Source organism: Aquirufa sp. 5-AUSEE-100C1 (assembly GCF_054558655.1).
On the sequence record NZ_JBPXKO010000003.1, the window covers coordinates 424467 to 450584 of the forward strand.

General features: G+C 44.6%; 22 protein-coding genes and 1 tRNA gene. 9 read left to right on the plus strand and 14 right to left on the minus strand.

Features of this window, described 5'->3' with window-relative positions:
* The first annotated feature begins 3 nt into the window (after nt 1-3).
* Nucleotides 4-1149, plus strand: a complete 1146-nt coding sequence (locus ACMH5P_RS08880; RefSeq protein ID WP_459494019.1) for a methionine aminotransferase — start codon at nt 4-6, stop codon at nt 1147-1149.
* On the opposite strand, the gene ACMH5P_RS08885 is transcribed toward ACMH5P_RS08880, so the two are convergent.
* Complete coding sequence (locus ACMH5P_RS08885; RefSeq protein ID WP_459494021.1) at nt 1144-2238, minus strand: glycerate kinase; 1095 nt, start codon at nt 2236-2238, stop codon at nt 1144-1146. The genes ACMH5P_RS08880 and ACMH5P_RS08885 overlap by 6 nt on opposite strands.
* A 63-nt stretch (nt 2239-2301) precedes the next feature.
* Here ACMH5P_RS08885 and ACMH5P_RS08890 point away from each other — a divergent pair, with 63 nt between their 5' ends.
* Nucleotides 2302-2676 carry a hypothetical protein gene (locus ACMH5P_RS08890; RefSeq protein WP_459494023.1) on the plus strand — a complete coding sequence of 125 codons (375 nt, stop codon included), beginning with the start codon at nt 2302-2304 and terminating at the stop codon, nt 2674-2676.
* Between the two features lies 1 nt (nt 2677).
* Here ACMH5P_RS08890 and rnr read toward each other — a convergent pair whose 3' ends face one another.
* Nucleotides 2678-4918 carry a ribonuclease R gene (rnr, locus tag ACMH5P_RS08895; protein ID WP_459494024.1) on the minus strand — a complete coding sequence of 747 codons (2241 nt, stop codon included), beginning with the start codon at nt 4916-4918 and terminating at the stop codon, nt 2678-2680.
* Between the two features lie 85 nt (nt 4919-5003).
* Between rnr and ACMH5P_RS08900 the strand changes: the two genes are divergently transcribed.
* The 4 genes from ACMH5P_RS08900 to thrC are packed head-to-tail and all read left to right on the plus strand — an operon-like array spanning nt 5004 to nt 9087.
* Complete coding sequence (locus ACMH5P_RS08900; RefSeq protein ID WP_459494026.1) at nt 5004-6005, plus strand: M28 family peptidase; 1002 nt, start codon at nt 5004-5006, stop codon at nt 6003-6005.
* On the plus strand, nt 6005-7084 hold the full coding sequence (gcvT, locus tag ACMH5P_RS08905; RefSeq protein WP_459494027.1) for a glycine cleavage system aminomethyltransferase GcvT: 1080 nt from the start codon (nt 6005-6007) through the stop codon (nt 7082-7084). The genes ACMH5P_RS08900 and gcvT overlap by 1 nt, the downstream gene beginning before the upstream one ends.
* Nucleotides 7085-7786 (plus strand): 2-phosphosulfolactate phosphatase, encoded by a 702-nt coding sequence (locus ACMH5P_RS08910; protein ID WP_459494028.1) that lies wholly within the window; start codon nt 7085-7087, stop codon nt 7784-7786.
* Nucleotides 7783-9087 (plus strand): threonine synthase, encoded by a 1305-nt coding sequence (gene thrC, locus ACMH5P_RS08915; RefSeq protein ID WP_459494030.1) that lies wholly within the window; start codon nt 7783-7785, stop codon nt 9085-9087. The genes ACMH5P_RS08910 and thrC overlap by 4 nt, the downstream gene beginning before the upstream one ends.
* Nucleotides 9088-9118: 31 nt before the next feature.
* On the opposite strand, the gene ACMH5P_RS08920 is transcribed toward thrC, so the two are convergent.
* The 11 genes from ACMH5P_RS08920 to ACMH5P_RS08970 form a co-directional block, all read right to left on the minus strand.
* Nucleotides 9119-9484, minus strand: a complete 366-nt coding sequence (locus ACMH5P_RS08920) for a hypothetical protein (RefSeq protein WP_459494031.1) — start codon at nt 9482-9484, stop codon at nt 9119-9121.
* A gap of 60 nt (nt 9485-9544) precedes the next feature.
* Complete coding sequence (locus ACMH5P_RS08925; protein ID WP_459494032.1) at nt 9545-11110, minus strand: hypothetical protein; 1566 nt, start codon at nt 11108-11110, stop codon at nt 9545-9547.
* Between the two features lies 1 nt (nt 11111).
* A complete protein-coding gene (locus ACMH5P_RS08930; protein WP_459494033.1) occupies nt 11112-11852 on the minus strand; it encodes a glycosyltransferase family 2 protein in 741 nt (246 codons plus the stop codon).
* Nucleotides 11852-12916, minus strand: a complete 1065-nt coding sequence (locus ACMH5P_RS08935) for an NAD-dependent epimerase/dehydratase family protein (RefSeq protein ID WP_459494034.1) — start codon at nt 12914-12916, stop codon at nt 11852-11854. Before ACMH5P_RS08935 ends, ACMH5P_RS08930 begins: the two co-directional genes overlap by 1 nt.
* Nucleotides 12913-13965: an NAD-dependent epimerase/dehydratase family protein gene (locus ACMH5P_RS08940; protein ID WP_459494035.1), complete on the minus strand. Its 1053-nt coding sequence runs from the start codon at nt 13963-13965 to the stop codon at nt 12913-12915. Before ACMH5P_RS08940 ends, ACMH5P_RS08935 begins: the two co-directional genes overlap by 4 nt.
* A gap of 104 nt (nt 13966-14069) precedes the next feature.
* Nucleotides 14070-15665: a hypothetical protein gene (locus ACMH5P_RS08945; protein WP_459494036.1), complete on the minus strand. Its 1596-nt coding sequence runs from the start codon at nt 15663-15665 to the stop codon at nt 14070-14072.
* A 19-nt stretch (nt 15666-15684) separates the two neighbouring features.
* Nucleotides 15685-17445, minus strand: a complete 1761-nt coding sequence (gene recJ, locus ACMH5P_RS08950) for a single-stranded-DNA-specific exonuclease RecJ (RefSeq protein WP_459494037.1) — start codon at nt 17443-17445, stop codon at nt 15685-15687.
* Nucleotides 17446-17528: 83 nt separating this feature from the next.
* A complete protein-coding gene (locus ACMH5P_RS08955; RefSeq protein WP_459494038.1) occupies nt 17529-18089 on the minus strand; it encodes a sugar transferase in 561 nt (186 codons plus the stop codon).
* Nucleotides 18086-19210 carry a trans-sulfuration enzyme family protein gene (locus tag ACMH5P_RS08960; protein ID WP_459494039.1) on the minus strand — a complete coding sequence of 375 codons (1125 nt, stop codon included), beginning with the start codon at nt 19208-19210 and terminating at the stop codon, nt 18086-18088. Before ACMH5P_RS08960 ends, ACMH5P_RS08955 begins: the two co-directional genes overlap by 4 nt.
* A 2-nt stretch (nt 19211-19212) precedes the next feature.
* A complete protein-coding gene (gene lptB / locus ACMH5P_RS08965) occupies nt 19213-19941 on the minus strand; it encodes an LPS export ABC transporter ATP-binding protein (protein ID WP_459494040.1) in 729 nt (242 codons plus the stop codon).
* A 72-nt stretch (nt 19942-20013) separates the two neighbouring features.
* Complete coding sequence (locus tag ACMH5P_RS08970) at nt 20014-21420, minus strand: capsule assembly Wzi family protein (RefSeq protein WP_459494041.1); 1407 nt, start codon at nt 21418-21420, stop codon at nt 20014-20016.
* Between the two features lie 139 nt (nt 21421-21559).
* On the opposite strand from ACMH5P_RS08970, the gene ACMH5P_RS08975 reads away from it, so the two are divergent.
* The 3 genes from ACMH5P_RS08975 to ACMH5P_RS08985 all read left to right on the plus strand — a co-directional run bounded on the left by ACMH5P_RS08975 (nt 21560) and on the right by ACMH5P_RS08985 (nt 25128).
* Nucleotides 21560-21635 (plus strand) — tRNA-Phe (locus ACMH5P_RS08975).
* 172 nt (nt 21636-21807) lie between these two features.
* Nucleotides 21808-22719, plus strand: coding sequence for a sugar phosphate isomerase/epimerase family protein (locus ACMH5P_RS08980; RefSeq protein ID WP_459494042.1), 912 nt, complete (start codon nt 21808-21810; stop codon nt 22717-22719).
* Nucleotides 22720-22773: 54 nt separating this feature from the next.
* Complete coding sequence (locus ACMH5P_RS08985) at nt 22774-25128, plus strand: glycoside hydrolase family 95 protein (protein ID WP_459494043.1); 2355 nt, start codon at nt 22774-22776, stop codon at nt 25126-25128.
* Here ACMH5P_RS08985 and ACMH5P_RS08990 read toward each other — a convergent pair whose 3' ends face one another.
* Nucleotides 25129-26118 carry a GRP family sugar transporter gene (locus ACMH5P_RS08990; RefSeq protein ID WP_459494044.1) on the minus strand — a complete coding sequence of 330 codons (990 nt, stop codon included), beginning with the start codon at nt 26116-26118 and terminating at the stop codon, nt 25129-25131.

The window sequence follows — 26118 nt, forward strand, 5'->3', positions numbered from 1 at the left end:
GGCATGATTCATTTTCCCTCGAAACAACCCCAGGTTCAAACGACGATTTTCACGAAAATGTCCCAACTCGCTTTGGATGAGGGGGCGTTTAATCTATCCCAAGGTTTTCCAGGATTCGATTGTTCGGATGAGTTACAAGATCTCCTGAAATTTTATTCCAAAGGGCATAATCAATATGCCCCCATGGCCGGTGTTCCTGTCTTACGCCAAAGTATCGCAACCAAAACCCGCGATTTTTATGGCATTGATATGGATGCTAATACCGAGGTAACTGTGGTATCGGGGGCCACTGAGGCGTTATTTGCGGCCATTCATTGCTGTGTTTCTCCAGGTGATGAGGTGATCATGTTCGATCCATCCTACGATGCCTATGATCCCATCGTTCGTTTGGCTGGAGGAGTTCCGGTTCATATTTCTTTAAAGGCCGAAGATAATTTTCGGATTAATTGGGAGGAATTAGCTGCCAACATCACCGATAAGACCCGCGCGATTATGGTCAATACGCCGCACAATCCGACGGGTTCGGTTTGGGCCATGGAAGATTTAGATGCCTTCGCGGAAGTAGTGAAAGGAACGAATATTCTCATTGTCTCGGATGAGGTCTATGAGCATATCGTTTTTGATGGCGCCCAACATGCCTCCGTATTATTACATCCTGAACTTCGTAAACGCAGTTTTGTCTGTGGGTCCTTTGGGAAGACCTATCACATTACCGGTTGGAAAATGGGGTACTGCCTCGCGCCGGAATATCTAACGAGTGAGTTCCGTAAACTGCATCAGTGGGTTACCTTTTCGAGTGCGACGCCCCTGCAACATGCCTTAGCGGATTATCTGAAAACGCCAGCGCATTATGTAGGGCTGTCGGATTTCTACCAACAAAAACGTGATTTATTTGCCTCTTTCTTCACCGATTCCCGTTGGAAGATTTTACCATCCAAAGGTAGTTTTTTCCAATGCCTCGATTATTCGGCGATTAGTGATGAGAAGGATGTGGATTTGGCGGTACGCCTGACCAAGGAATTAAAGGTGGCCTCTATTCCTGTTTCCGTCTTTTATGAAACACCACCGGCTGATCGAATTTTGCGCTTTTGTTTCGCGAAAAGTGATGATATGTTGCAAGAAGCTGCCCAAAGACTCGCGCGCTTATAGGTATTTCAACGCAATAGCTTCCCCAACTTGTGTTAGGTATTTCGCCGCATTATCCATGGCATCCGTCGGACTCTCCGCGATATCTGTGATGCTGTAAACCTCTCTCGGATCCAGAAATAAAGGAATGCGTTCCGGATCCTCAAACAAGCCACAGACTAAAATCGATTGCTTTAATTGCTTGTCGGCCCGGTCGACAATGTTCGAAACCAATTTCCCCGACCAGCTTTGTTGGTCAATTTTACCTTCCCCCGTAATCACAAAATCCGCCTTGCGAATCGCGCGGTTGATGTGTAATTTATTCAACAACCATTCAGCTCCTGGTTCCATCCGTGCGCCTAAAAAATACATCGCACCGGCACCTAATCCGCCGGCTGCTCCGGCGCCAGGAGTGTCCGCCGATAACCACTTACTGATATTAATTAGACCTTTGTCTAATTGTTTAATTGTAGTGGTATTTGCACCTTTTTGTTTTGCATATACATGGGCTGCTCCGTCCGGGCCATGGAGCGGATTATTCACATCGCTTAATACGATAAACTGAATGGCAGGGTATGGATTTGAGCCTTTGATTTCGGTGATTTCGCTGAGATTTTCACCAATAGCCGTCAATTGTGCTCCTTTTTGATCGATAAACTGATATCCCAATGCCGCCGCCATTCCGATTCCCGCGTCATTCGTCGCGGAACCTCCGATGGTTAGCACAATAGTTGTTGCGCCCGCATCTGCCGCATGGCGAATTAATTCCCCGGTTCCATAGGTGCTTGTTTTCAAGGGATTTTGTTCCTTTTTGGCAAGTAATCCCAATCCAGATGCGCGCGCCATTTCGATGTAGGCGGTTTTTTGGTCGGCCAACCATAAATATTCCGCCTGAATGGGTCGAAACAAGGGGTCGTTCACTTGAACGGAAATCCATTGACCGCCATGAATGTGTTGGACAACTTCCAATGTCCCCTCTCCGCCATCCGCTAATGGAATGCATTGGATGCTTGATTTTTTCCGCCTTGCCAAAATTCCTTGTGCAATGGCGTCCGCTGCGGCTTGCGCGCTTAAGCTTCCTTTAAATTTATCGGGACAGATTAATATGTTCACAACTTGAATTTAATGGTTCAATTTACTGACAATTCTTTACTTTTGTGCAGCTAAAACAAACCCATGAAATACCTCGCATTTCTTATCGGACTTTTCTTCCTCGCGTCTTGTACGCATCAACCCGATTTACAGGGATTTGATGCGGAGGCGTTTAAAAAAGACCGCGGGGCATGTGCTGGTAAACGAGGCCAGCAACTCGCTTGGTTAAAAGCGCATAAAATGACCTTCCGTGGCGTTACTTCGAACAACATGGAGGATATTTTGGGGAAACCCGATATCCAACAATTAGCGGATCGTAACCAAGAATATTACATCTATTTTCTAGAACCGGGACCGCATTGCAACCAAAAGGCCTCGCAAGCTAAGTCGATTGCCTTCCGTTTTAGTGCTATGGGCATTGCAACGGAAGTTACCTTCCAACAAGGGATTCCGCTCTAATTTAACGTCTTCTTTTTCCGCGAGGAATTACTTTGGAACTACGTGCTCCGCGTGGCATATCGCGCTTACGGGAACGGTTATTCGCATAAGCCCCCGCACCTCGCATGCCGACCATCTCCAAATCGATTGTTCGTTTCGCTAAGTTGGTATCCCGAACTTTGACCTTGACCGTATCCCCAAAAGTGAATACGCGGCCGTTTGATTTACCCACAATTCGATAATTTTCTTTATCCAAATCATAGAAATCGTCGTTCAAATCCACCATGCGAACTAAGCCCTCACACGAGGTATCCCCGATTTCCACGAATAAACCAAACTCGGTTACTCCGGTGATGATTCCGTCGAAGATTTGTGGCTCATGCAAACTCATGTATTCCACTTGCTTGTATTTGATAGATGCGCGTTCCGCATCGGCCGCTAATTTTTCACGGTCCGAAGAGTGCTTACATTGAATCTCTAAGGGTGCGCGCTCCGGAGAAGCTCCACCATCCAAATAATGTTGCAATAAACGGTGTGTCATCACGTCGGGGTAGCGACGAATCGGACTCGTAAAGTGCGAATAAAACGGAAATGCCAAACCAAAGTGGCCAATGGCATCCGTACTGTAACGTGCCTTGGACATTGTACGAACGGCCAAACTTTGTAGCACATGTTCTTCGCCTTTGCCCTCTATCGATTCCATCAAGGCATTAAATGACTTGCTCACCTGCTTAGGTTCCGTGGTTACTTGGTACCCAAATTTCTTTGCAAAAGTTGAGAACACACGCAATTTTTCCGGATCCGGTGCTTCGTGCACCCGGTAAACCATCGTGTTGCGAGGGTCTGTTTTCTTTAGGTCGTATACGTAGGTGGCCACACGCTTGTTGGCCAATAACATAAACTCCTCAATCAACTTATGGGCATCCTTTCTAACCCGTGGATGCACGGCAATCGGCTTGCCGTCGGCATCTAATTCAAAACGGACTTCTGCCGTTTCAAAATTCACCGAACCATTCGCAAAACGCGCATCGCGCAATTTATGCGCCAATTGATTTAATGCTTTAACGATGGGTTCATACGGATCGGTCACTTCGCCCGTATGTTCGATTAATTCTTGTGCTTGCTCATAGGCAAAACGGCGGTCGGAGTGAATAACCGTACGCCCAAACCATTCCTTCACAATCACCCCACTCGCGTTAAATTCAAAGACGGCGGAGAAGGTTAATTTATCTTCATTGGGACGCAAGGAACAAAGTCCATTGGATAATTTTTCGGGCAGCATCGGTACGACGCGGTCCACTAAATAAACGGAGGTTGCTCGTTTGTAGGCTTCTTGGTCCAGTAAACTTCCCGGTTTGACGTAATGGGATACGTCGGCGATATGCACCCCAATCTCCACATTTCCATTCTTCAACACCTCGTAACTTAAGGCATCGTCGAAGTCTTTGGCATCGATGGGGTCAATCGTAAAGCTTAAAACCTTGCGCATGTCGCGGCGTTTCTTGATTTCTTCCTTGGGAATAGTCGTGTTGATTGATTCCGCCATGGCTTCCACCTCGGCAGGGAATTCATAAGGCAAGCCAAATTCCGCCAGAATCGAGTGCATTTCAGTTTCGTTCTCGCCTGCTTTTCCTAAAACTTTGATGACACGACCTTCCGCTTTTTTCCCGGGACTTCCCCAGCGGGTTACTTCGACAATCACTTTATCGAGGTGATTGGCGCCCATCACCTCGGTGCGCGGAACGTAAATATCTTCGTAAATCTTCTTCGAATCGGGGATGAGGAAGGCATAGTGTGGGGTCACTTGAATGACACCAACGACCTCACTGGATCCGCGTTCGAGGATTTCGATCACCTCACCTTCGGGGCGGTCGTTCTTCTTCTTTTCGGAGGGTTTACGCGCTTGAACGCGGACACGGTCCCCGTCTTTGGCATTCATCAGGTCGGCCGATGCCACCCAAATATCTTTTCCTTCTCCCTCGACAATCACAAAAGCAAAGCGAGAGTTGACGTGGTCTACACGGCCTTCTACGACGAAGGACTCATTATCGTAACGGTAATTTCCGTCGGCATGCCGAATTAATCGACCTTCTTTGGCGAGATTCGTTAGGGCATCGCCGTATATTTCTTTCGTTTTTCGATCACGGATCGCAAACGCTTTGTGTATCTGATTGAGGGAGTAGGAGCGGTAGTCGTTTAGCTCGAAAAAGTCTAATAACTCGATCTGTATACCTTTTAAAAATCGTTCTTCTTTGGGGTTCATACCCTTGTATTTATAATATTAGTCTGCAAGGTACATAACCTTCACAGCGTTTCAAATCTTAAAACCTTATTTGTATCTTTGCTGGATGAATCGCTCCCGCATCGCGCTATTGTTATTGGTACTCCTTGTCCTTTCAGGAGTCTATTACGGATACCAATCTTCCCAAACAGGTACTACATCAACGACATCGGCACCCAATATAGTTCCAACACCGGAATTTGCTGCGGATTCTGCCTATGCGCATATTGCTAAGCAAGTCGCATTTGGTCCTCGAGTACCTAATTCATCTGCCCAAAAACAATGTGCCGACTGGATTGTCGGCAAGATGAAATCCTATGGCTTGCAAGTTTCGACGCAGCCCTTTGAAGCGAATCGTTACGATGGGAAGAAATTGAATGGAACCAATATCATCGCATCTTTTAATCCTGCGGCTACTAAACGTATTTTAATTGCGGCGCACTGGGATTCTCGTTCGATTGCGGATAAAGATTCGGTACGTAAGAATGAACCGATAGATGCCGCCAATGATGGGGCATCGGGTGTTGGTGTAATGATCGAATTAGCGCGCGTTCTGTCGCAAACGAAAGATAAACCTGCCGTTGGGGTGGATTTTGTGTTCTTTGACTTGGAAGATCATGGAGAGCCGCATGACATGGCTGCCGGAAATCCTTTGAGTTGGGCCCTTGGTTCACAGTATTGGGCGGCGCATTTAATGCCAGAAAATTACCGACCGTATTATGGAATTTTATTGGACATGGTGGGTGCCAAAGGCGCGGTGTTCCCACATGAGGGCTCCTCGATGCAATATGCACCCGGCTTAGTTCGCTCGATTTGGGCTACGGCGGCTGATTTGGGTTATGGATCCCAATTTGTGGACATGGAAGCATTTGGTATTTCGGATGACCATACGGCGGTGAATGAGATCGCTAAAATTCAAATGATTGATATTATAGACATACGTCCGGTGAATGGCGGATTTGATTTCGGATCTTACCACCATACGCATCAAGATAATTTATCGATCATCGATAAATCCACGTTGAAAGTCGTGGGCCAAACCCTTTTACAAGTTTTATACCGAGAATAATGGAAGAATTATTGCAAGTACATTTGAATGATACGCACGTTGCATTGGGCGCCAAAATGGTTCCTTTTGCTGGTTATAACATGCCCGTGTTGTATACGAATTTGATTGAGGAGCACAATTGCGTGCGTAATTCGGTGGGGGTTTTTGATGTGAGTCACATGGGTGAATTCTTCTTGAATGGGGACAAGGCCTTGGATTTAATTCAATACGTGACATCGAATGATGCGTCGAAATTGGTGGATGGCAAGGTGCAATATTCTTGTTTGCCCAATGCCGAGGGTGGTATTGTGGATGATTTATTGGTTTACAAGATTCGCGATAATGAATATTTATTGGTCGTGAACGCGTCCAACATCGAAAAGGATTGGAATTGGATTTCCTCGCACAATACCTTTGGGGTTGAGATGACCAATGCGAGTTCGCAATATTCCTTATTCGCCGTTCAAGGTCCTAAGGCGACGGGTGTTTTACAGCGATTGACTTCGGTGGATTTATCGGCCATGCCTTATTATACCTTCAAAATTGGCTCGATGGCTGGATTTGAGGATATCATTATTTCGAATACGGGATATACGGGTGCCGGTGGATTTGAGATTTACGTAAAGAATGAAAATGCCTTGGCGATGTGGAATGCGATTTTCGCGGCCGGTGAACCGGAGGGTATTCAACCCATCGGTTTGGGTGCGCGCGATACGCTTCGTACGGAGAAGGGTTATTGCTTGTATGGACACGATATCGATGACACAACTTCGCCGATAGAAGCGGGGTTGGGTTGGATTACGTCCTTCAACAAAGATTTTATCATGAAGGATCACCATGCGGCGATTAAAGCGGCGGGACCTTCGAAGAAATTAGTAGGTTTTGAGATGATTGATCGCGGGATTCCTCGCCAACATTACCCGATTTTGAATGCGGCGGGCGAGGTGATTGGTGAAGTTACATCGGGAACCCAATCGCCCACCTTGTCCAAAGGAATTGGGATGGGTTATGTGTCCACGAAACATGTGGGATCGGAGATATTTATCTCGATTCGGGAGAAGGCTTTGAAGGCTGAAATTGTAAAAATGCCCTTTGTATAAATGCAAAAGATCGATGTTTGTTTATCGCCGGATTTAATTCACCTCTATGAGTTGGCGGGCAAGGCTGTTGTCGTTGTGGATGTTTTTCGGGCTACGTCTTGTATGGTGACGGCTTTTGCGCATGGTGCCGTCGAGATTATTCCTGTGGAGGATGTTGACCTATGTGCTTCGCATCGTGATCAGGGTTATTTGATTTCAGCAGAGCGAAACGGAATTACACCGAAGGGTTTTGATTTTGACAATTCGCCTTTTTCCTATCAAGTTGAACGCGTCAAAGGAGCCAAAATATGTGTAACTACGACAAATGGGACGGTCGCGCTTCGTCGGTCGGTCAGTGCAGATCGTGTTTATGTAGGCGCATTTTTGAATATTTCCTCAGTCGTTGGGGCCTTGAAAGCCTGGTCAGGAGATGCCTTGGTGGTTTGTGCGGGATGGAAAGGAAAACCAAATTTGGAAGACACCTTGTTTGCAGGGGCATTGATCGATGAATTGGTTGGCCAATATACCGTGGCCGATGATGCAGCATTGATGGCATGGAAACAATACCACGTGGCATCAAGTGATTTAATTACGGCTGTGAAAAAATCGTCCCATGTGAATCGTCTATTGGGATTGGGAATTGAAAAAGATATTGCTTTTTGTTTGGAGCGGGATCGCTATGATGTGTTGCCACACCTACAAGGGGATAAATTAGTGTTATGAAGTTATACAGTACCAAACACGAAAGTGCCGATGTAGATTTGCAGGAGGCGATTTTCAGGGGTTTACCTCCGGATAACGGATTGTATATGCCCTACGAAATTCCGGCAATGCCTGCGTCCTTTTTTGAGTCCATCCATACGCTTTCCCTTCCTGAAATCGCTAAAGCCGTTTGTCAAAACCTTTTGGGCGATGATTTGTCGGATGCGGAAATCGAGGGGATCATTGATTCATCGATGACTTTTGAGGCGCCTGTGGTGCCCTTGGAGGAAAATGTGGGTGTGTTGGAATTGTTCCATGGCCCATCCATGGCGTTTAAGGATTTTGGCGCGCGCTTTATGGCGGCGATCATGTCGCATTATTTATTGAAGGCCAAACGGGAGATTCGTATTCTGGTGGCGACTTCGGGAGATACGGGTGGTGCGGTGGCTCAGGGTTTTTACAATACGCCGGGTATTTCGGTGACGATTTTGTATCCAAGGGGTAAGGTATCTGATATTCAAGAGAAGCAGTTGACGACGCTCGGAGGCAATGTGACGGCTTTGGAAATTGATGGGACATTCGATGATTGCCAACGATTGGTGAAGGAGGCATTTTTGGATGCCGATTTGCGTTCAGCGTTTAATTTGGCTTCGGCCAATTCGATTAATATCGCGCGGTTGATTCCGCAGTCCTTTTATTATTTTGCGGCTTATGCAGCCTTGCGTAAGCAAGGAATTCAGAAGCCCGTGGTATTTAGTGTTCCTTCGGGTAACTTCGGGAATTTAAGTGCGGGCTTGATGGCTTACCAAATGGGGTTACCTATTCAGGCTTTTGTAGCGGCATGTAATGCCAATCATCCCGTGCCGGATTATTTAGCTTCGGGAAATTATGAGCCTAAGCCATCCGTGGAAACAATTTCGAATGCGATGGACGTAGGTGCTCCGTCCAACTTCATTCGCATGCAGATTTTAGCTGGAACGGATATCGAGAAGGTACGTGCTTTGGTGAAGGGGTATTTCACTTCGGATGAGACGACTAAAGACATCATGTTGGAGGTTTATCAGCGTACGGGCTATGTGATGTGTCCGCATACGGCAGTGGCGTATGATGGTTTGAAACAATATGATGCAGAAAATGCTGGAGATTTCTATGGCGTGATGTTGTCGACGGCGCATTATGCGAAATTCTTGCCGACGGTCGAAGCGACATTAGGAACGCAAGTTGAGGTTCCTATTCGTCTAGCCGAGCTTCTCGATAAAGAAAAAAAATCCATCCCCATGGGAACGGATTTCGAAGGATTCAAAAAGTATTTATTGGGATAAAAAAAGGCCATCTTTCGGATGGCCTTTTTTATTATAAAAGTGCTTTGAATTTATCTTGATCTAAGTAAGCTTGAATCAATACCAAAATTACACAGAAGATTCCTACGCCCATGATGGATCCGGCGATGTAGATATCAAATAACAAGATATTTACGGCAATAGGTCCTAAAATTAGAAGTGCTTTCGCGCGATGTGCTGGGAATAAGATCAGGGCACCTCCAATGATTTCTAAAACTTTAACGACGGCAAGGTAGCCCGTTCCGCCAAATAGTTTCATGAATTCAGGGGCTCTTCCTGGCATAGGTTGGTCTGCCCCAACCCCTAAGAAAAAGGTTATTCCTCCGGCAAGGAAAAGTAATCCTAATAATACAGCTGGTACGTGTTTTAATAGTTTCATTTGTTTGAGTTTTTTGATTAATGAGATGGCAAGTAACTAGTATCTTTTTAAAAATCCAATTTATTTTAGGCTACCTAAGTAAGCCAACTTCGACGTTTTGTCGGCCTGAATTGTATATAACCAAAGGTTTTTATGGTTTAGGTCGGCTAACTGCATTGAGTTTACTTCGAGTATTTTGGGCCTATTGGACTTATCGGCATGGAAAGGTAAAATCAATTGACTAGCTGGATTCTCGGCAGATTGAATGATTATCCAGCGTAAATCCTCGCTGTTTACTTTGTTCGGAATGTTCTTTATTCGGACACTAAACGCACCATCATTTTTCTTCTCCATTTCCAAATCAATTTCCTTGATTATGGAAGGATTAGGTAGCATCATTTTGAGTAACTCATCGGAATTCACTTGGTAATAGGACGCGAATATAAATGAATGGATTTGCGCCGATGGCATCGGATAACTAGTAGAAGCCGCCTGGAAATAAGCATTACTTACATCGGCCCGCAGTCTACTGTGTAGTTTTTTTGGATTGAAAAAGGCAGATGATCCTCCAAAATAGAGTAGGCAAATTGAGATGCATATCCATTTACTAGGTGTTTTCTCAAGGTTGGGTATAATGAGTAGAAAAGTTGCCACGAGGGCTAAGTTCGCATACGAATGAAAGCGCTCGGAAAGGATGAGTGTGCTGATGGAGTCACCTTGGCTGCGCCCGAGAACAATCATAGCTCCCGTTAAAATAAGTTGGAGCCAAATGATAAGCGGGAATTCCCACTTCGAAGGATAAGTAATTTTTCTTCGAATTGCCCAAATGCTCAGCAAGACCAATAATCCCCCTAAACTAGCATTCAACCCAATTTTATAGGTGTCTGAGATGGGCCATGCAGCATTTCCCAGAAAGGTGAGAAGGGCAATGGGTGCTTGAGCTAGGATATCTAGTATAGGCGTTTTGTTCGACGGCGTGGGCTGTTGGCCGACTAAATAAGTAAGTCCTCCAATGGCCACAATTCCCATCCCAATGACATATTTTTTTAATGGGTGTTTGGTGTTCCACATGTACAGGGCCACAAAAGGTAGCATCGCCCAGCCTTCTGTGGAGATTAGTGGATAGATGGCAAGGAGAATCAACAATGTAAGGGAATACCTTTTTTGAGTTACTAAATAAGCGATCGAAACCAAGCATCCGATGGAGCCAGTATGTTGGACCACACCGATTAAGTTATAGTTGTCTGTATTTGCATTTGGGGCAAAGAGCAGGCAAGTGATGGGAATGAGGTAAGCAGTAGAAAAACGTTGGCTTTTTAGGTAACGGTAAAGTGTAAATGTGATTCCAAGGAGCATTAAATTGGCAGCGATAATAATCCATTTTACTTGCAGGCTACCCAAGATTACATAACTCAGCAGGACGAATAATTTGCCAAAAACGAGGAGATGTATCTGATTATGAGGTTTGAATAAAAATGCAACGAAATCGGGCAATGTATCTTTTTTGAGATGTTCAATTAATTCAAAAAATAGGAAATCATCTCCCCAGGTTGGGAAGTTGACGATTGTTGACGATACTAGATAGAAATGAAGGACAACGGGAATTGCAGCAAGACAAAGAAATAAGTGGTTTCTTGTCAATTTCATGCTAGTTTTCTCTTTTTAAATAGTCATTCCGCGATAGGTATTTTTCGATAATGACATAGAGTAAAATGAAGAGGTATCGACTGCCCATTTCTTTGATCTTCAAATTGGATTCCCCAGCTTTTCGATTCCGCCAGGAGTTCGGCAAGATTCCATAGCTATAACCGCGGATAATTGCTTTTAAGGGCAATTCAATTGTCAGGTTAAAGTGGGCCGATAGAAATGGTTTCAGACCCAATATGGTCGACTTTTTGTACATCTTAAACGCGTTGGTGGAATCATTGTAAGGAATCCCGAGCAACAAACGAATTAAGGTATTCGCGAAGCGATTAATGAGGTATTTGTGTTTTGGATAATCATAGGTAGCTCCTCCCTTGATGAAACGCGATCCAAATACACAATCTAAATTTTCGTTCACCATCTTACGGTAAAATGCAACTAAGTCGGCCGGGTCATCTGACAAGTCGGACATCATAATCGCCACACAATCCCCTTGAAAACGTTCCAATCCGTAGCGAATGGCATAGCCAAATCCATTGGGACCGTGATTCGTATGGACGACCAAGGTGGGAATGGTCTCTTGAATCTTGGTCAAAAGTCCTAGGGTATTATCCTTGGAATTGTCATTTACGACTAAAATTTCATGGTCGATTTTTTCTTCCTGCAATTTGGCATAAAGGGTTCTTAAGGTTTCCTCAATAGAACCTTCTTCATTGTAGGCAGGTAAAACGACGCTTAACTTCATTAGGCTAAAATGGCTTTTAAGGAGGCTTCATCTGCGATGAACCAATCATGAACTTCTTGTAGTAGCGTGGGAACACTGATCTCAGGTTTCCATCCACTGAATGCCGTTATCTTGCTATTGTCTGTGATGTAAATAGGCAAATCCCCCGGGCGATTCTCCAAGGAGGAGCCCATTTCGATTGTATTTCCCGTGATTTGGGTACACAAATCTGTTAATTCAGCTAATGATACGGTATTTTGTAAGCCGCCTCCTACATTAAAAATTTGGCCCTTCTGCAATCCTAAATTGGCAATCTGCCATTGAACCAAACGGAATAAATCACGTACATGTAAAACATCACGGGCTTGTTGGCCCAAGCCCCCATAGCCAATATAGCCCAATCGACCTTTCCAGAAATGCTTTGCCATCCAGAGAACGATCACTCCTTGATCGATTTTTCCCATTTGGTAGGGGCCACTTAATACGCCACAACGGTTGATGACGGCAGGTAAGCCAAAATTATGGGCAAATTCTTGGATAAAGTATTCAGAGGCTAATTTAGTAGCTCCGTATAGAGATCTTAATCCTTCTAATGGGTAGTTTTCGGCAACTCCTTGTTCCGATAAACCAGGCAAGGCTTGCTCATTAGATAGGTTGAACCGCTTGGGGGAGGCAACTAATTTCGCCTCGGCTAAAGTGTCGTAAGGATAGACGCGCGATGTGGATAAGAAGATAATCGCAGCCTGATGTTTTTTGGCAAAATAGAGTGTATTGATCGTTCCGTTCAAATTGGTATCGATTAGATTTTCCAATTCTCCCGGTACTTTGCCTGCTAAAACCGAGGGCTCGGCAGCGGCATCGATTACGATATCGACTGCTGGGATTCGATCAAAGTCTGTTTTAACGCGTACATCGCCATGAACAAATTGTCCACCGGCGGCCAATACTTTTTGAAGGTTTACTTCCGAGCCCCGACGGGATAAATTGTCCAGGCAATATACCTCGGAGTCCGTGTAGTATTGCTTGAACAATACGGCCAAATTGGATCCAACAAACCCACAACCTCCGGTAATTAATATTTTCATGCTTCCATGTAACGGTTATAGATGTCCACAAAGACGTCTTCCAATGATTTTGTGATGTCCCAATTTGGGTAATGCGCCTTCATCTTACGCAAATCACTGTAATAACAGATGTGGTCGCCAATACGGTTTTGGTCCACATATTTATATTTCATCGGTTTGCCTGAAATTTTTGCAATTAAATCAAACGCTTCTAAGATGGAAACCGAGTTGTCTTTTCCGCCGCCAATGTTGTAAACTTCCGCAACGCGTGGAGCTTTGATGAATTCTTCGATAAACCGCGCTACGTCGTAAGAGTGAATGTTATCCCGAACTTGTTTTCCTTTGTAACCAAATACGGAATATTCGCGCTCTTCGATATTACATTTGATCAAATAACTCAAGAAGCCATGAAGTTCCACCCCTGCATGGTTAGGGCCTGTTAGGCAACCACCACGTAAACAAGCGGTGGGCATGTTAAAATAACGGCCATATTCTTGGACAGAAATATCCGCGGAAACTTTGGATGCACCGAATAGCGAGTGTTTTGACTGGTCAATGCTGAATGTTTCGGCAATCCCATGTTCGTATGCGCTATCATCATAATCATAGCGAGTTTCTAACTCCTTCATTTTGATGTAATTAGGAGCGTCGCCGTATACTTTATTCGTTGATAAATGGACAAAGGGAACCTCTGTTGAATAACGGCGAAGGGACTCCAAAAGGTTGAAAGTCCCCACTGCGTTTGTATCAAAATCTTCAAATGGAATCGATGCAGCACGGTCATGGCTCGGTTGAGCGGCTGTGTGCACAATGGCATCGGGCTGAATTTGAGGAATAATATCTAAGATGGCTTGGCGATCACGAATATCGATGTTTGTATACAACTTATATTGACTGCCATATTTAGCCAAACGGTCTTTATTAGAAGAATTATCTCCTTGCAGTCCAAAGAATATCGCGCGCTGATTGTTGTCAATTCCGTGAACTTCCCATCCTTTTTCCAAGAAATATTCACTTACCTCAGAGCCAATTAGCCCCATCGAACCTGTTACGATTAATTTTTTAGACATCTCATAAATTTTAAAGCACAAAGTTAGCGAAAATTTAATCTTAGTCAGAATTTAAGCTAAATCTAAGCGAGCTTCTGTGCTATTTTTAGCAAACGGACTCACTGCTACAATGAATATTGTAATCCCAATTCAACAAGTTTGACATCAAATTTCCCGTAGGGTAGTTGATTCGAATAAACGATTAAGGAATAGTTATCGTCGATGTGATTGTACTGATTTCCGGAAAGTGGGAATTCAAAGTATTGGGTGGGCGAAGAAATTCGAATGAGGAAGTAATGCCCAAGTCCTTTTTTGGGAATGGAAATGTTTATGAGTTCGTTGATTTGCCCGCTGGGTTTATTTTCAATCTGACCTTTGGGGGTCACATTGGTTTCAACAAAAGTTAATGGGTTGGTTTTCGTATCTGGCAGTTGGATGGTTTTGCGTCCATATCCAATGAACTCGTTGAAGATAAAAAGGTGTTCGGGCACGGATCCATTAATTCCATTGGGGATCAAGAATAAGGGCTTTTCGTTGAAATCATATTTCCGGAACAATTTTTCCGATTGCTTTCGAATCAACTCCGTTGGGAAAAAATTCGCCGAATGATTTCGAGTTATATTTTCGGTTCGAACGATTTTGTCTAGGTAAATATCGGGTAGAATTTCAACGAGTGCGAAAAGAAGTATCGCGTAATTTAGGATGGATATCCAGGCCAATGCTTTTGATAATTTCACATTGGTGTATAGATCAGTTAGGTAGATTAGTGCAAATGGAACAAAAGTACAGGAATAAGCCAGGTATCGAATTTCAGATACTTGTCGGAGAAATATAGACGCCACAAAACATCCCAATGAATAAAGTATTAATCCGATTAAAAAGTCTTCCCGGGAACTATTTGTTTGATTCTTGATTTTCTTTAAATAGTCGAATCCAACCAAACAAAGTATACCAACAAGCGCCGTGGAGAGTAAGATTTGGTAAAAAGTGAAATGGAAATTAAAGGGAGGACAAAGTGCCAAGAAAGCCTCTTTGAGTTTCTCAAAGCTGATATTTTCGAGCATTGAACTCGCATAGATCGGATTCTCATTAGTGTATTTACTTGCAAACCATTTGATTCCTAACGTGATTAAAATGGGCATGATGATGACTCGATACTTCGTCTTTTTTATGATTCCATAGGCAATTCCAATGGGCAAAAGGACCATCGCTTGGGAACTCGAAAAAATAGCGGCGATGTAGAAGATGTTTGAGCGCGTGTACTGCTTGTTTAGCAAGGCGTGCCAACATAAAAAAACAAAAAGGTTAACGAGGATATTTTGAATCGATAATGCCCAATAGAATAAATCATAAAATATGGGAATGAGCATTCCAAAGCTCAGTATAAGCTTTTGAGAAGGGCTAAGTTTAATTGTTTTTAGGATGAAAAAATAGGTTGCAATAAATCCAATGATGGATAAATAGCTAATCCATTTTAAATTAATGCTTCCTAAAAGTAAATAGTTCAATCCGAAAAGAAGTTTGACTACGAATAAAATATGATCGTTGTGAGGCGTGAATAGTTCGACGAGAACATGTTTGAATGAAGGGAAGTTTCCGGCGTGATAGATATAAGCCACGGGCACGATGTCATCGTTCCAAATATCGTATGTTGCAAATAAATAGCCGCATATTGCCAAAACGATGATGGGTATGTATGTTAAGAAACTACTAGCCTTCATGATTTATCCTTTATCAAATTTACATGCTTACATCTAGAATGCGAAGTTGCAATTTCCGATCCCCTCGAAACTCGTTAATATCTAGGTGGTATACGATTTTAATGGGCAACTGCTTTTCATAGGCTTCTGCTAAGCCCTCATAAAAGTCGCCACGTATTCCAAAACCAACAGCTTCCCATGTGCGCCCCATGGCTTGATCAGCGATGACAATTTTTAGATGCTCTTCCTTCATGATCAAGGGGGCTTGACACAGGTAGACATTGGCGCTTAAAAAATTGGGTAACATATTTCCCGGGCCATAGGGGGCTAAACGAGCCAATAAATTATCGTGAAAGGGGAGACTCAACGCTTGCAGCGGAATTTCCATATCGATCCGAAGTTCCGCTTTTTGAGGCCCCTCGGCTGTCCCTGCTTTAACAAGTGCTTCAAATCGGTCAATGAATGCCGGTAAATTTTCTGGGCTCAGGTGCAAGCCTGCCGCATGCGTATGTCCTCCAAATTGGGTAAGCAGATCGGCGCATTGTTCCAAAGCCCGATGCACATCGAAGCCCTTCACCGAGCGAGCGGAGCCGACAACTTGTCCATGGGATTCTGTTAAAATGATCGTAGGTCTGTAGTAATGTTCTTGAATTTTACTTGCTACGATACCGACTACCCCTTTGTGCCATCCTGCTTGAAATAGAACCGTACTGCTCGCCTGTTGGAGGAAAGTATTCTCCTCAAACATCTTTAAGGCTTGTTGGACAATTTCTTTTTCCACCACCCTGCGGTCAAGATTTTGTTGGATTACGTCCTCCGCCATCATGCCCGCTTCGGTGTTATCGGAGGCGAGGAGCAATTTCACTGCGCCATGGGCATGGTCCATCCGACCGGCCGCATTGATGATGGGCGAGATAGAGAAAACGATATCAGAGATTTGAATGGGCGCTTTTTTATTCGCCTTCTGTAGCAAATAGCCCAAACCTGGGCAGGGGTTTGAACCTAATTTTTGAAGTCCAAAATAGGCCAATACTCGATTCTCATCCATGATGGGAACCATATCAGCTGCGATGGAGGCAGCCAATAAATCAATTCGATCCATCAGGGGTTCCATTTCAAGGTCATTAGCTTGAATGAAGGCTTGAAGGAGCTTGAATCCAACACCGCATCCGGTGAGCTCTTTAAATGGGTATTCGCAATCTTTTCGTTTGGGATCTAACACCGCATAAGCTTCTGGCAGCGTTGTTTCCGGAAGGTGGTGATCGCAAACGATGAAATCAATCCCATGATCTTTACACCACTGGACACGTTCGTGCGCCTTGATGCCGCAGTCTAAGGAAATTATAAGCGTATATCCATTATCGGCCGCAAATTGGACTCCCGCTTGCGATACGCCATAACCTTCCGCATAACGGTCGGGAATGTAATAATCACAATCAGCCCCCAATTCCTGCGTCAAATAGCTATAAACCAATGCAACGGAGGTAGTGCCATCGACATCATAATCACCATAAATCAATATTTTCTCCCCAAATTCAAGTGCTTGATTGAGGCGGTCCACAGCCTTATCCATGTCCTTCATGAGAAAGGGATCATAAAGTTGTTCCCAAGTGGGGACCATGAATTTTTTTGCTTCAGCTAAACTGTTTAAGTTTCTGGAAACGAGTAAACGCAAAAAATAGGGATTGATGTTGGCTTGAAATTCCTCCCCCAATGCTTGTACGGTTTGCAAATTGGGTTCAGGGACAAAAATCCAGTTTTTCTTGGCGATTAGCATGCGGTTTTTCTTGGCAATTTGCATTTCCTTTCGTGGACTTGCAAGTGGGTTTTTGAGATTATCAGGAAACTTTTAGGTAATAATGGGTACTTGCAGTGTCACTCGCGTCAATGCTGAATCCCTTCACGCTTTACCACCTTATAAAAGGTCAATAGGACAACGTAAACATCGAAAATCAGTGATTTTTTATCAAGGTATTCATAATCTAGTTGCACCTTTTTCGCTAATTCGATTTCATCCCGACCATTTACTTGGGCCCAACCGGTTAAGCCAGGTTTGATTAAATGTATCCCTTTCTCGGTCCGTGCATCAATCAAATCTTGTTGATTGGATAAGGCAGGTCTGGGTCCTACGACCGACATATTTCCAATTAAAATACACCACAATTGGGGTAATTCATCCAAACTGCTTTTTCGCAAAAATGAACCGATGGATGTTAAATAGGCATCTGGATTTCCCAACAAATGGGTAGGCAAAACCGGCGTATCAACCCGCATTGTCCGGAATTTCGGCATGTTAAACAAACGATTATTTTTCCCTACGCGTTTCGACCAGTAGAGGATAGGGCCCTTGGAGGTCAGGCCAACCGCCACCGCCACCACTAGCATGGGAATGGCGAAAATCAAAGCAGCAAGGATGACGACTACAAGGTCAAAAAATCTTTTCATGAAAGAAGCGCCTGATTTAAATCTTCCCACAAATCCTCGACATGCTCCAGGCCGATGGATAATCTCAATAAGTTTCCGGGCGTTGTACTTCCTGGTCCCTCAATCGAGCGGCGATGTTCCACTAAACTTTCTACCCCGCCTAAACTAGTGGCTTGTTGGAATAAGCGTAGCTGATTTGCTACCGCGCGCGCTTGTGACTCATCTCCTTTGATTTGAATAGAGATCATTCCACTTTGGCCTTGCGGCATTTGTTTGATAGCTAATCTATAGTGTGGATTAGATGGAAGTCCTGGGTAATGTACTTTTTCGATGACAGGATGATTTTCTAAGCGCGTCGCAATTTCCAAAGCATTTTTGCTATGCTCTCGCATTCGAAGCGCTAATGTTTTCAAACCACGGGCCAATAAATAGCAATCCATGGGATTTTGTGTAGCCCCCATCAAGATTTGAACACGTTTCACACGTTCCGACCAGGCGGATGCTTCCTTGAAAATGATAGCTCCCCCCAAGATATCGGAGTGTCCTCCAATGTATTTGGTCGTCGCATGCATGACAATATCTGCGCCAAAAGAAATTGGATTTTGGAGAATAGGACTTGTTAGGGTGTTGTCGACGCCCACCTTTATTCCGCGCGGATGTGCGATTTTACACACCGCCTCTATGTCGGTTAATGTTAATAAGGGATTCGCCGGAGTTTCCACCCAAATTAGTTTTGTTTCCGGACGAATCGCTGCCTCAATTGCTGCGTGGTCCGTCATGTCTACTTGTGAAACCTGTAACCCCCAAGGTCCCATGATTTCCTCAGCTAATTTATAACTCGCATAATAACCCACTTCGGGCATGAGTACATGATCTCCGGATTTTAAGCATTGGAAAACCGCCGAAACCGCCGCTAATCCCGAGCCAAAAACAAAAGCAATTTCACCCCCTTCTAATTTTGCTAGACCTTGTTCCAACACATCTCGATTCGGATTGGAATTTCGCGAATACATGTGCCCTTTGGGGTAAGTACCATCCGCTGAACGCTCGAATGTCGTCGATAAAAAAACGGGTGGCGCAATGGATGCGGCCGTCTCATCCGTTAAGTGTGTTGAATGAATGGCTAATGTCTCTTTTCTCATCCTTATTTCTTTTTCAACTCAAAATTCTTGCCTAAATAAAGACGGCGAACTTGCTCGTCATCTGCCAATTCTTGAGGCGTTCCCGCCTTCAAAATTTTACCTTCAAAAAGCAAATAAGCCCGATCTGTGATGGAAAGGGTCTCATCCACATTATGGTCGGTAATCAAAATACCAATATTGCGATATTTTAATTTAGCCACAATGCTTTGAATTTCCTCCACAGCAATAGGGTCCACACCGGCGAATGGTTCATCCAAAAGGATAAATTTAGGATCAACAGCGAGTGCGCGTGCGATTTCAGTTCGTCTTCTTTCCCCACCGGATAAAACTTGTCCTAAATTCTTTCGAACATGGGTTAAGGAAAATTCCTCCAAAAGACTTTCCGTTTTCTCCTTTTGTTCTGCCTTCGTTAAATGGGTCATCTCTAACACGGCAAGGATATTTTCTTCGACCGTCAAGGTACGAAAAACGGAGGCTTCCTGTGCTAAATAACCTACGCCCAAGCGTGCTCGCTTGTACATCGGCAAATCAGTGACATCCACTTCATCCAAATAGACTTTTCCAGAATTGGGTTTAACCAACCCGGTCGCGATATAAAAGGAGGTTGTTTTTCCTGCACCATTCGGGCCCAGAAGACCTACGATTTCGCCTTGAGCGACTTGATAGGAAATATGGTCATTGACAAGTCTTTGGCCGTATTTTTTAACCAGATTTTCGGTGCGTAATATCATATATGTTTGAAATGATTTTGCCCCAGTTTCAAGGCGAAGATAAAATTACGAATTCCGGCTGTATTGAAGTAATTATTGAATAATGTATTTTGCTCCGATACGCGCGCCGACATTCCCTGGAAGTCGGTCACCCTGGTCGATCGCCAATGAACCCTGTAGAATCAATTTATTCGTAAGCAATTTCTGAATATCGATTGAACTAGAAAGCTGCTTCAGTCCAGGCCCATTTATTTGCGCATGCGTCCCGTAAGACAAACGAAATTGATACAAGAGCGAATTGGAAGTGTGGCCTCCAATTCCTAGATACCAACTATTCACGGCATTGTAATTGAATGACCGACCCCCCCCTTGCTGGCTTTCCGAATCTATGATGATCATGGGTGTTCCGATTCCCTTACCTTGGTAATTAAAGCTACCTCTTCCACCATTGTTAAAGTAACTTTCAATTTCACTTTTATGTGGATCGGGAATGTTCAGCAAGGTTCCCAACCAAGATATATAAGTCCCTTGATTAGCCGTGTAGATATTTTCCAAAACAATATGATCGATGAAGCTTTTTTGTTTCAGTCGGAAAGAAATACCCGTAATCCCATCATCAAATGTGGTTAGCGACGCAACCCGCCCCGTTTCGTAAGGGGTTTGTTTATATAGTAAAACCTGTCCCCATTTTGGTTGTAATTTAAGTGCCAAATCGATGGAGCCTAGGTGATTGCCAAATTGATTGAAGGCATCATCATATGACAAATCATAGTTGATTTTTACAATGGATCGATCTTTCAGTGCGGTTACCACGTAAAAGTATGCGGCAAGATCCGATGGATAGTAGTCATAATCTCCCCCGTTTTTAATTCGGTTTTCCCCACCCCATGATACATTGTGATTGATCCCTCCAAATAGGTTGATGAAACTATTGGGTTTCCCAATTCGGCCATACAAGGTTTTTTGATGAAGATAGGCATTTAGTGTATTTCCTTGATTATCAAACCAGCCATGTGAGTAGGTCATGTGGAGGCCCACCCAACCTTTCAATAGGTTGATGTAATCCCGCGTTCCAAATTGAACCTTGGGCATGGGAGTTGCATTGCCCGACCAAGCATAAAATCCACTCGTTAAACTCGAATCGCCTAAGCCAATAATCTCTTTTCGCCGACCGGCCCACAATTCCCATTTTTTAAATCGACCAGCTACATAGGCTTGTGTCAGTAATACATCATTGCTTTTTCCTCCCCAGGCAGTGGCCTCAACTTCGTATTTCCAGCCCAATTTATTTTGATAGTTATCCGTTTTGGCATGTCTAACTATAGCAACGGCCCCTGGGTTATTTATGGGTACTTGACCATAACGTAGGCTTCGCTGCCAAAATGGAGTTTGCCCGGCATCGGAGGCATATACGGCAAGGTTTACATCCGTACGAAACGTCGTGTCGGGGGCAGGCAAGGGACTAACTAAACCGAAGAAAGTGATGATGATTGCAAACATAACGTGCAATTAAAATAATTATGTTTAAAGGAGCAATTTATTCACCGCTCAATAACCTGAAAGAATTATTTTTAAACTCAAATTGGGATTAAATAAAAACTTTCCTATTTTTGCAGTCCCAATTAGGGGAATCACCTATGGTGGATTAGCTCAGTTGGTAGAGCATCGGACTGAAAATCCGTGTGTCCCCGGTTCGAGTCCGGGATCTACCACCATGATTGATTTTAAAAGCCTTTCTTGTTTACAAGAAGGGCTTTTTTGTTATTTATCAATAGGTCAATTCCCTTCAAATTAGCTTAGAAGCCTAGAAATTTGCTCAATCTTTCAACATATTCGACAGCATTAGAGAATAATCTGTAAATTGGTTTGAATTTACTTTAAACCTCTATGAATAATTTATCTAGACGCTCCTTGCTGAAAGCAAGCGGTTTGGCTGTTGGCATTTCCCAATTCCCCGCAGCCCTAAAAGCAAGTCCTGCCGCGAAATACAAGCCCGAACTTTCCCTGAACATGAGTACCATCATGGGCCAAAAGTTGGGCTACATCAAAGAAATCGAAGTCGCCGCCGCCGCCGGTTTTCGCTCCTGCGAAATCTGGATGCCCACGCTCGAAGCCTACCTCAAATCAGGTGGCACTTTAAAAGAAGCACGTCAACGCGCCGATGACCTCGGCATGAAAATTCAAAACGCCATCGGTTTCGCGCAATGGATCGTCGACGATGAAAATATTCGTCAACAAGGCCTCGAACAAATGAAACGCGAGATGGATATGCTCGCCCAATTAGGTTGTCCGCGGACCGCAGCACCCCCGATGGGTGCGACCCAACAAGCCGGATTGGATCTTCGTAAGGCCGCTGAACGCTACCGCACTGTCCTTGAACTAGGCGCACAAATGGGAATTAGACCCATCTTGGAAATGTGGGGACATTCCAAAAACCTAAGCAAAGTCTCCGAAGTATTATTCGTTGCCGCGGAGGCGGGTCACCCAGATGCACGCTTGCTTTTAGATGTCTTTCACATCTACAAAGGTGGCTCGTCTGTCGATGCCTTACATGTCGTAGGCCCCGATACCGTCGAAGTATTTCACGTGAACGATTATGTCACTTCCATCACGCCCGGTCAAATTACTGATGCCGATCGTATTTATGCCGGTGATGGAGACGCACCCATTGCAAAAATCCTGAATACCCTGAAACCCGAAGTCATTTCACTCGAATTATTTAATAAGGAATTGTACAAACAAGACCCATTAACTGTCGCCAAAAATGGCCTTGAAAAAATGAAACGTATTCTGGCTTAATAAGTAAAAAGCCTCACAGAATTAATCATATTGCTAAATCAAAAGAAAAAACTGATGAAAAAAATCTGTTTCCTGATTCTTTTAAGTATCCCAACTTTCGCACAGAAAAACCTCAAACTGTGGTACGACAAACCTGCGACCTATTTCGAGGAAACCCTCGTACTTGGTAATGGTACGCAAGGAGCCACCGTCTTCGGCGGAACGAAAACGGAGCAAATTTTCCTGAACGACCTCACGCTGTGGTCGGGTGAACCCATGAATCCCCGTATGAATCCCGAAGCCTACAAACACCTGCCCGGCGTTCGCGAAGCCCTCAAAGCCGAAAATTACCGCGCCGCCGATTCACTCGTGAAAAAAATCCAAGGAAAATTCTCGGAATCCTACGCTCCACTCGGAACGCTTTACCTCGATTTCCCCAATAAAAACATCAGCCAATACTACCGAGAACTTGATCTCAATCAAGCGACAGCCAAAGTTCAATATCGCGCCGATGGGAACCTCATCAAACGCGCTTACTTCGTATCCCACCCCGATAAAATCTTCGCAATCCATTTAAGCAGCGAACAAAAAGGCGGACTTTCTTTTGCCATTCGAATGAATTCGAAATTGAAGTTTCAGGTGCACACCACCATCAATCACCTGCACATGAATGGCACCGCACCCGTTCGTGCCGACCCGAATTACGTACGAAAAAAAGATAATCCCATCGTTTTTCAGGCCGACAAAGGAACTCGTTTTTCCACGGATGTACTCTTGCAATCCACCGACGGGAAAGTTAGTCGTACCGACACTTCCATCGTTCTGACCGAAGGAACCGAAGCGGTCATATTAGTTTCTATCGCGACCAGCTTCAACGGCTTTGATAAAAGCCCGTCCAAAGAAGGACGCAACGACGACTCGCTCGCTCAAAAACAATTACAAGACGCTAGTTTAATCCCATTCAAATCCTTGGTTACCCGTCATTTGGCGGATTATCAACCTTTTTTCCAGCGCGTTTCATTATCGCTAGGGGGGAAGCCAGCTCCTGAATTGCCTACCGACGAACGCTTACGCCGTTATGCGACAGGAGAATCGGATCCCTATTTAGAAGCCCTGTATTTTCAATATGGCCGTTACTTACTCATCAGCAGCTCTCGGACACCGAAAGTGCCTGCCAACCTGCAAGGCCTGTGGAATCCGCACATCCAACCCCCTTGGAGCAGTAATTATACCATGAACATCAATGCCGAGGAGAATTATTGGTTGGCCGAAAATACCAACCTCTCCGAAATGCATCAGTCCTTTTTAGGTTTCCTCGAAAACCTCGAAAAAACAGGTCGGATCAGTGCGCAGACTTTTTACAACGCGCCGGGTTGGGTGACACACCACAACTCTGACATCTGGGCGATGACGAATCCCGTGGGGGATTTTGGAAATGGAGAACCGAGTTGGGCCAACTGGCCGATGGGGGCTACCTGGGCATCTACACATCTTTGGGAACATTACCAGTTTACGCAAGACAAGAAATTCTTGCAGGAGAAGGGTTATCCTTTGATGAAAGGGGCTGCCGAATTCTGTTTGGCATTCATGGTCAAAGACCAAAACGGGAAACTCATGACATCCCCGTCCACTTCGCCCGAAAATAAATTCATTACACCTTCTGGTTACATCGGCTCCACACTTTATGGCGGAACAGCAGATTTAGCCATGATTCGGGAATTGTTTTTGGATATCATCGCAGCACAAAACGTCCTTCAAAACGACCCGGCTTTTGTGTCACAGGTGAAAGAAGCACTGGCAAAACTATATCCTTATCAAGTTGGCAAACTCGGGAACCTCCAAGAATGGTACCACGATTGGCCAGATCAAGATCCCAAACACCGCCACCAAAGCCATTTGTATGGCCTCTTCCCAGGCAATCATTTGACTGTGGAGGAAACGCCAAAATTGACCGATGCCGCCAAGAAAACCCTGGAAATCAAAGGGGACGAAACAACCGGTTGGTCCAAAGGCTGGCGCATCAACCTGTGGGCGCGCCTGAAAGACGGCGACCATGCTTATAAGATGTATCGCGAACTTCTTAAATACGTTGAGCCCGATGGCGTTAAAATCAATTACCAACGCGGGGGAGGAACCTATCCAAACCTTTTTGACGCACACCCACCCTTCCAAATCGACGGAAATTTTGGAGGTGCAGCGGCCGTAGCCGAGATGCTCGTTCAGTCTACTTCTTCGAAGATTTACTTGCTTCCTGCGCTTCCCAAAGCCTGGGATTCCGGAGAAGTCAAAGGCCTAAAAACACGTGGAGGCTATACGCTCAACATGACCTGGGCCAACGGCAAAGTGAAAGACTTTAGCTTGACCCGACCAGGCGGTGGAACTGTTGATGTGCAAGTGAATGGAGCCTGGAAAAAAGTGAAGGCCAACTAACTATTTGGCATAAATTAAAAGCCCTAACCCGAGGATGTATAAAGCCAACATGAGCTTTAGCATTCCTTGGGTTTTTGCTTCACTGCCCTCAAATTCCTTCCATACATAAATTCCCCAAAGTGCCGCGACAACCGTTGCTCCCTGACCCAAGCCATAGGAGATGGCGGTGCCCGCTTTTTCGGAGGCCAAAATACTGAAGGCCATCCCCACAAACCAAATGGCGCCGCCTAACATGCCCACACCGTGATCCTTTAAACTTCCACGGAAATAATCCCCAAAGCTCACCGGCGCACCCTGAAACGGACGGTACATTTGTAAGGTGTTAAAGAGCAATGAACTGCCTAGTATCCCGACCGCAAAAAATAACAGTGCTGAATATGGGGTCAATTTTCCCGCTTCTGGAATCGAGAAATTAATTACCATGGAATTGGCCACATACTTATAAAACAATCCCATCATGCATCCGCTCACAACGGCAATCAGCAAACCTTTCACCGACATCCCCGTGGACCCGCGCTTCCCATAAGCCCAAGCATTCAGGATAATCGCCAGGGTAATCAAAGCAACTCCGCCGAAAATGATTGCCGGATTACCTGTGGGGCTATCCAAATAATTCACCAAAACACCCAACACTAAAGCGATTCCAATACCTACCGGAAATGCCACCGACATCCCCGTGATTCCAATCGCTGCTACTAATAATATGTTGGCCGCGTTAAATACCACCCCGCCGATTAAGGCGGATTGAACATATTCAGAACTGGCCTGATCGATGTCTGCCAGAAAGCTCCTTCCCGTATCTCCCGAACTTCCCAGGGTCAATGCAAGCACCAATGATGCCAGCAATATGCCAATCGAATAATCCCAATAAAATAATTCAAAGCGCCAAGTGGATGTGGTGAGTTTTTGGGTATTGGCCCAAGAACCCCAGCATAACATGGTTACCACGCAAAGACATACAGCTGTCGTATAGGTTTCAATGATGAACAT

Excerpts from the sequence above, each read along its gene's own strand:
- ACMH5P_RS08910 (WP_459494028.1), top strand. The coding sequence starts at position 7,085 with ATGCAAAAGATCGATGTTTGTTTATCGCCGGATTTAATTCACCTCTAT.
- rnr (WP_459494024.1), bottom strand. The coding sequence starts at position 4,918 with ATGAACCCCAAAGAAGAACGATTTTTAAAAGGTATACAGATCGAGTTA.
- ACMH5P_RS08930 (WP_459494033.1), bottom strand. The coding sequence starts at position 11,852 with ATGAAGTTAAGCGTCGTTTTACCTGCCTACAATGAAGAAGGTTCTATT.
- recJ (WP_459494037.1), bottom strand. The coding sequence starts at position 17,445 with ATGCAAATTGCCAAGAAAAACCGCATGCTAATCGCCAAGAAAAACTGG.
- lptB (WP_459494040.1), bottom strand. The coding sequence starts at position 19,941 with ATGATATTACGCACCGAAAATCTGGTTAAAAAATACGGCCAAAGACTT.
- ACMH5P_RS08945 (WP_459494036.1), bottom strand. The coding sequence starts at position 15,665 with ATGAAGGCTAGTAGTTTCTTAACATACATACCCATCATCGTTTTGGCA.
- ACMH5P_RS08890 (WP_459494023.1), top strand. The coding sequence starts at position 2,302 with ATGAAATACCTCGCATTTCTTATCGGACTTTTCTTCCTCGCGTCTTGT.
- ACMH5P_RS08980 (WP_459494042.1), top strand. The coding sequence starts at position 21,808 with ATGAATAATTTATCTAGACGCTCCTTGCTGAAAGCAAGCGGTTTGGCT.
- thrC (WP_459494030.1), top strand. The coding sequence starts at position 7,783 with ATGAAGTTATACAGTACCAAACACGAAAGTGCCGATGTAGATTTGCAG.
- ACMH5P_RS08955 (WP_459494038.1), bottom strand. The coding sequence starts at position 18,089 with ATGAAAAGATTTTTTGACCTTGTAGTCGTCATCCTTGCTGCTTTGATT.
- ACMH5P_RS08935 (WP_459494034.1), bottom strand. The coding sequence starts at position 12,916 with ATGAAAATATTAATTACCGGAGGTTGTGGGTTTGTTGGATCCAATTTG.
- ACMH5P_RS08970 (WP_459494041.1), bottom strand. The coding sequence starts at position 21,420 with ATGTTTGCAATCATCATCACTTTCTTCGGTTTAGTTAGTCCCTTGCCT.
- ACMH5P_RS08900 (WP_459494026.1), top strand. The coding sequence starts at position 5,004 with ATGAATCGCTCCCGCATCGCGCTATTGTTATTGGTACTCCTTGTCCTT.
- gcvT (WP_459494027.1), top strand. The coding sequence starts at position 6,005 with ATGGAAGAATTATTGCAAGTACATTTGAATGATACGCACGTTGCATTG.
- ACMH5P_RS08925 (WP_459494032.1), bottom strand. The coding sequence starts at position 11,110 with ATGAAATTGACAAGAAACCACTTATTTCTTTGTCTTGCTGCAATTCCC.
- ACMH5P_RS08990 (WP_459494044.1), bottom strand. The coding sequence starts at position 26,118 with ATGTTCATCATTGAAACCTATACGACAGCTGTATGTCTTTGCGTGGTA.
- ACMH5P_RS08880 (WP_459494019.1), top strand. The coding sequence starts at position 4 with ATGATTCATTTTCCCTCGAAACAACCCCAGGTTCAAACGACGATTTTC.
- ACMH5P_RS08985 (WP_459494043.1), top strand. The coding sequence starts at position 22,774 with ATGAAAAAAATCTGTTTCCTGATTCTTTTAAGTATCCCAACTTTCGCA.
- ACMH5P_RS08920 (WP_459494031.1), bottom strand. The coding sequence starts at position 9,484 with ATGAAACTATTAAAACACGTACCAGCTGTATTATTAGGATTACTTTTC.
- ACMH5P_RS08940 (WP_459494035.1), bottom strand. The coding sequence starts at position 13,965 with ATGTCTAAAAAATTAATCGTAACAGGTTCGATGGGGCTAATTGGCTCT.
- ACMH5P_RS08960 (WP_459494039.1), bottom strand. The coding sequence starts at position 19,210 with ATGAGAAAAGAGACATTAGCCATTCATTCAACACACTTAACGGATGAG.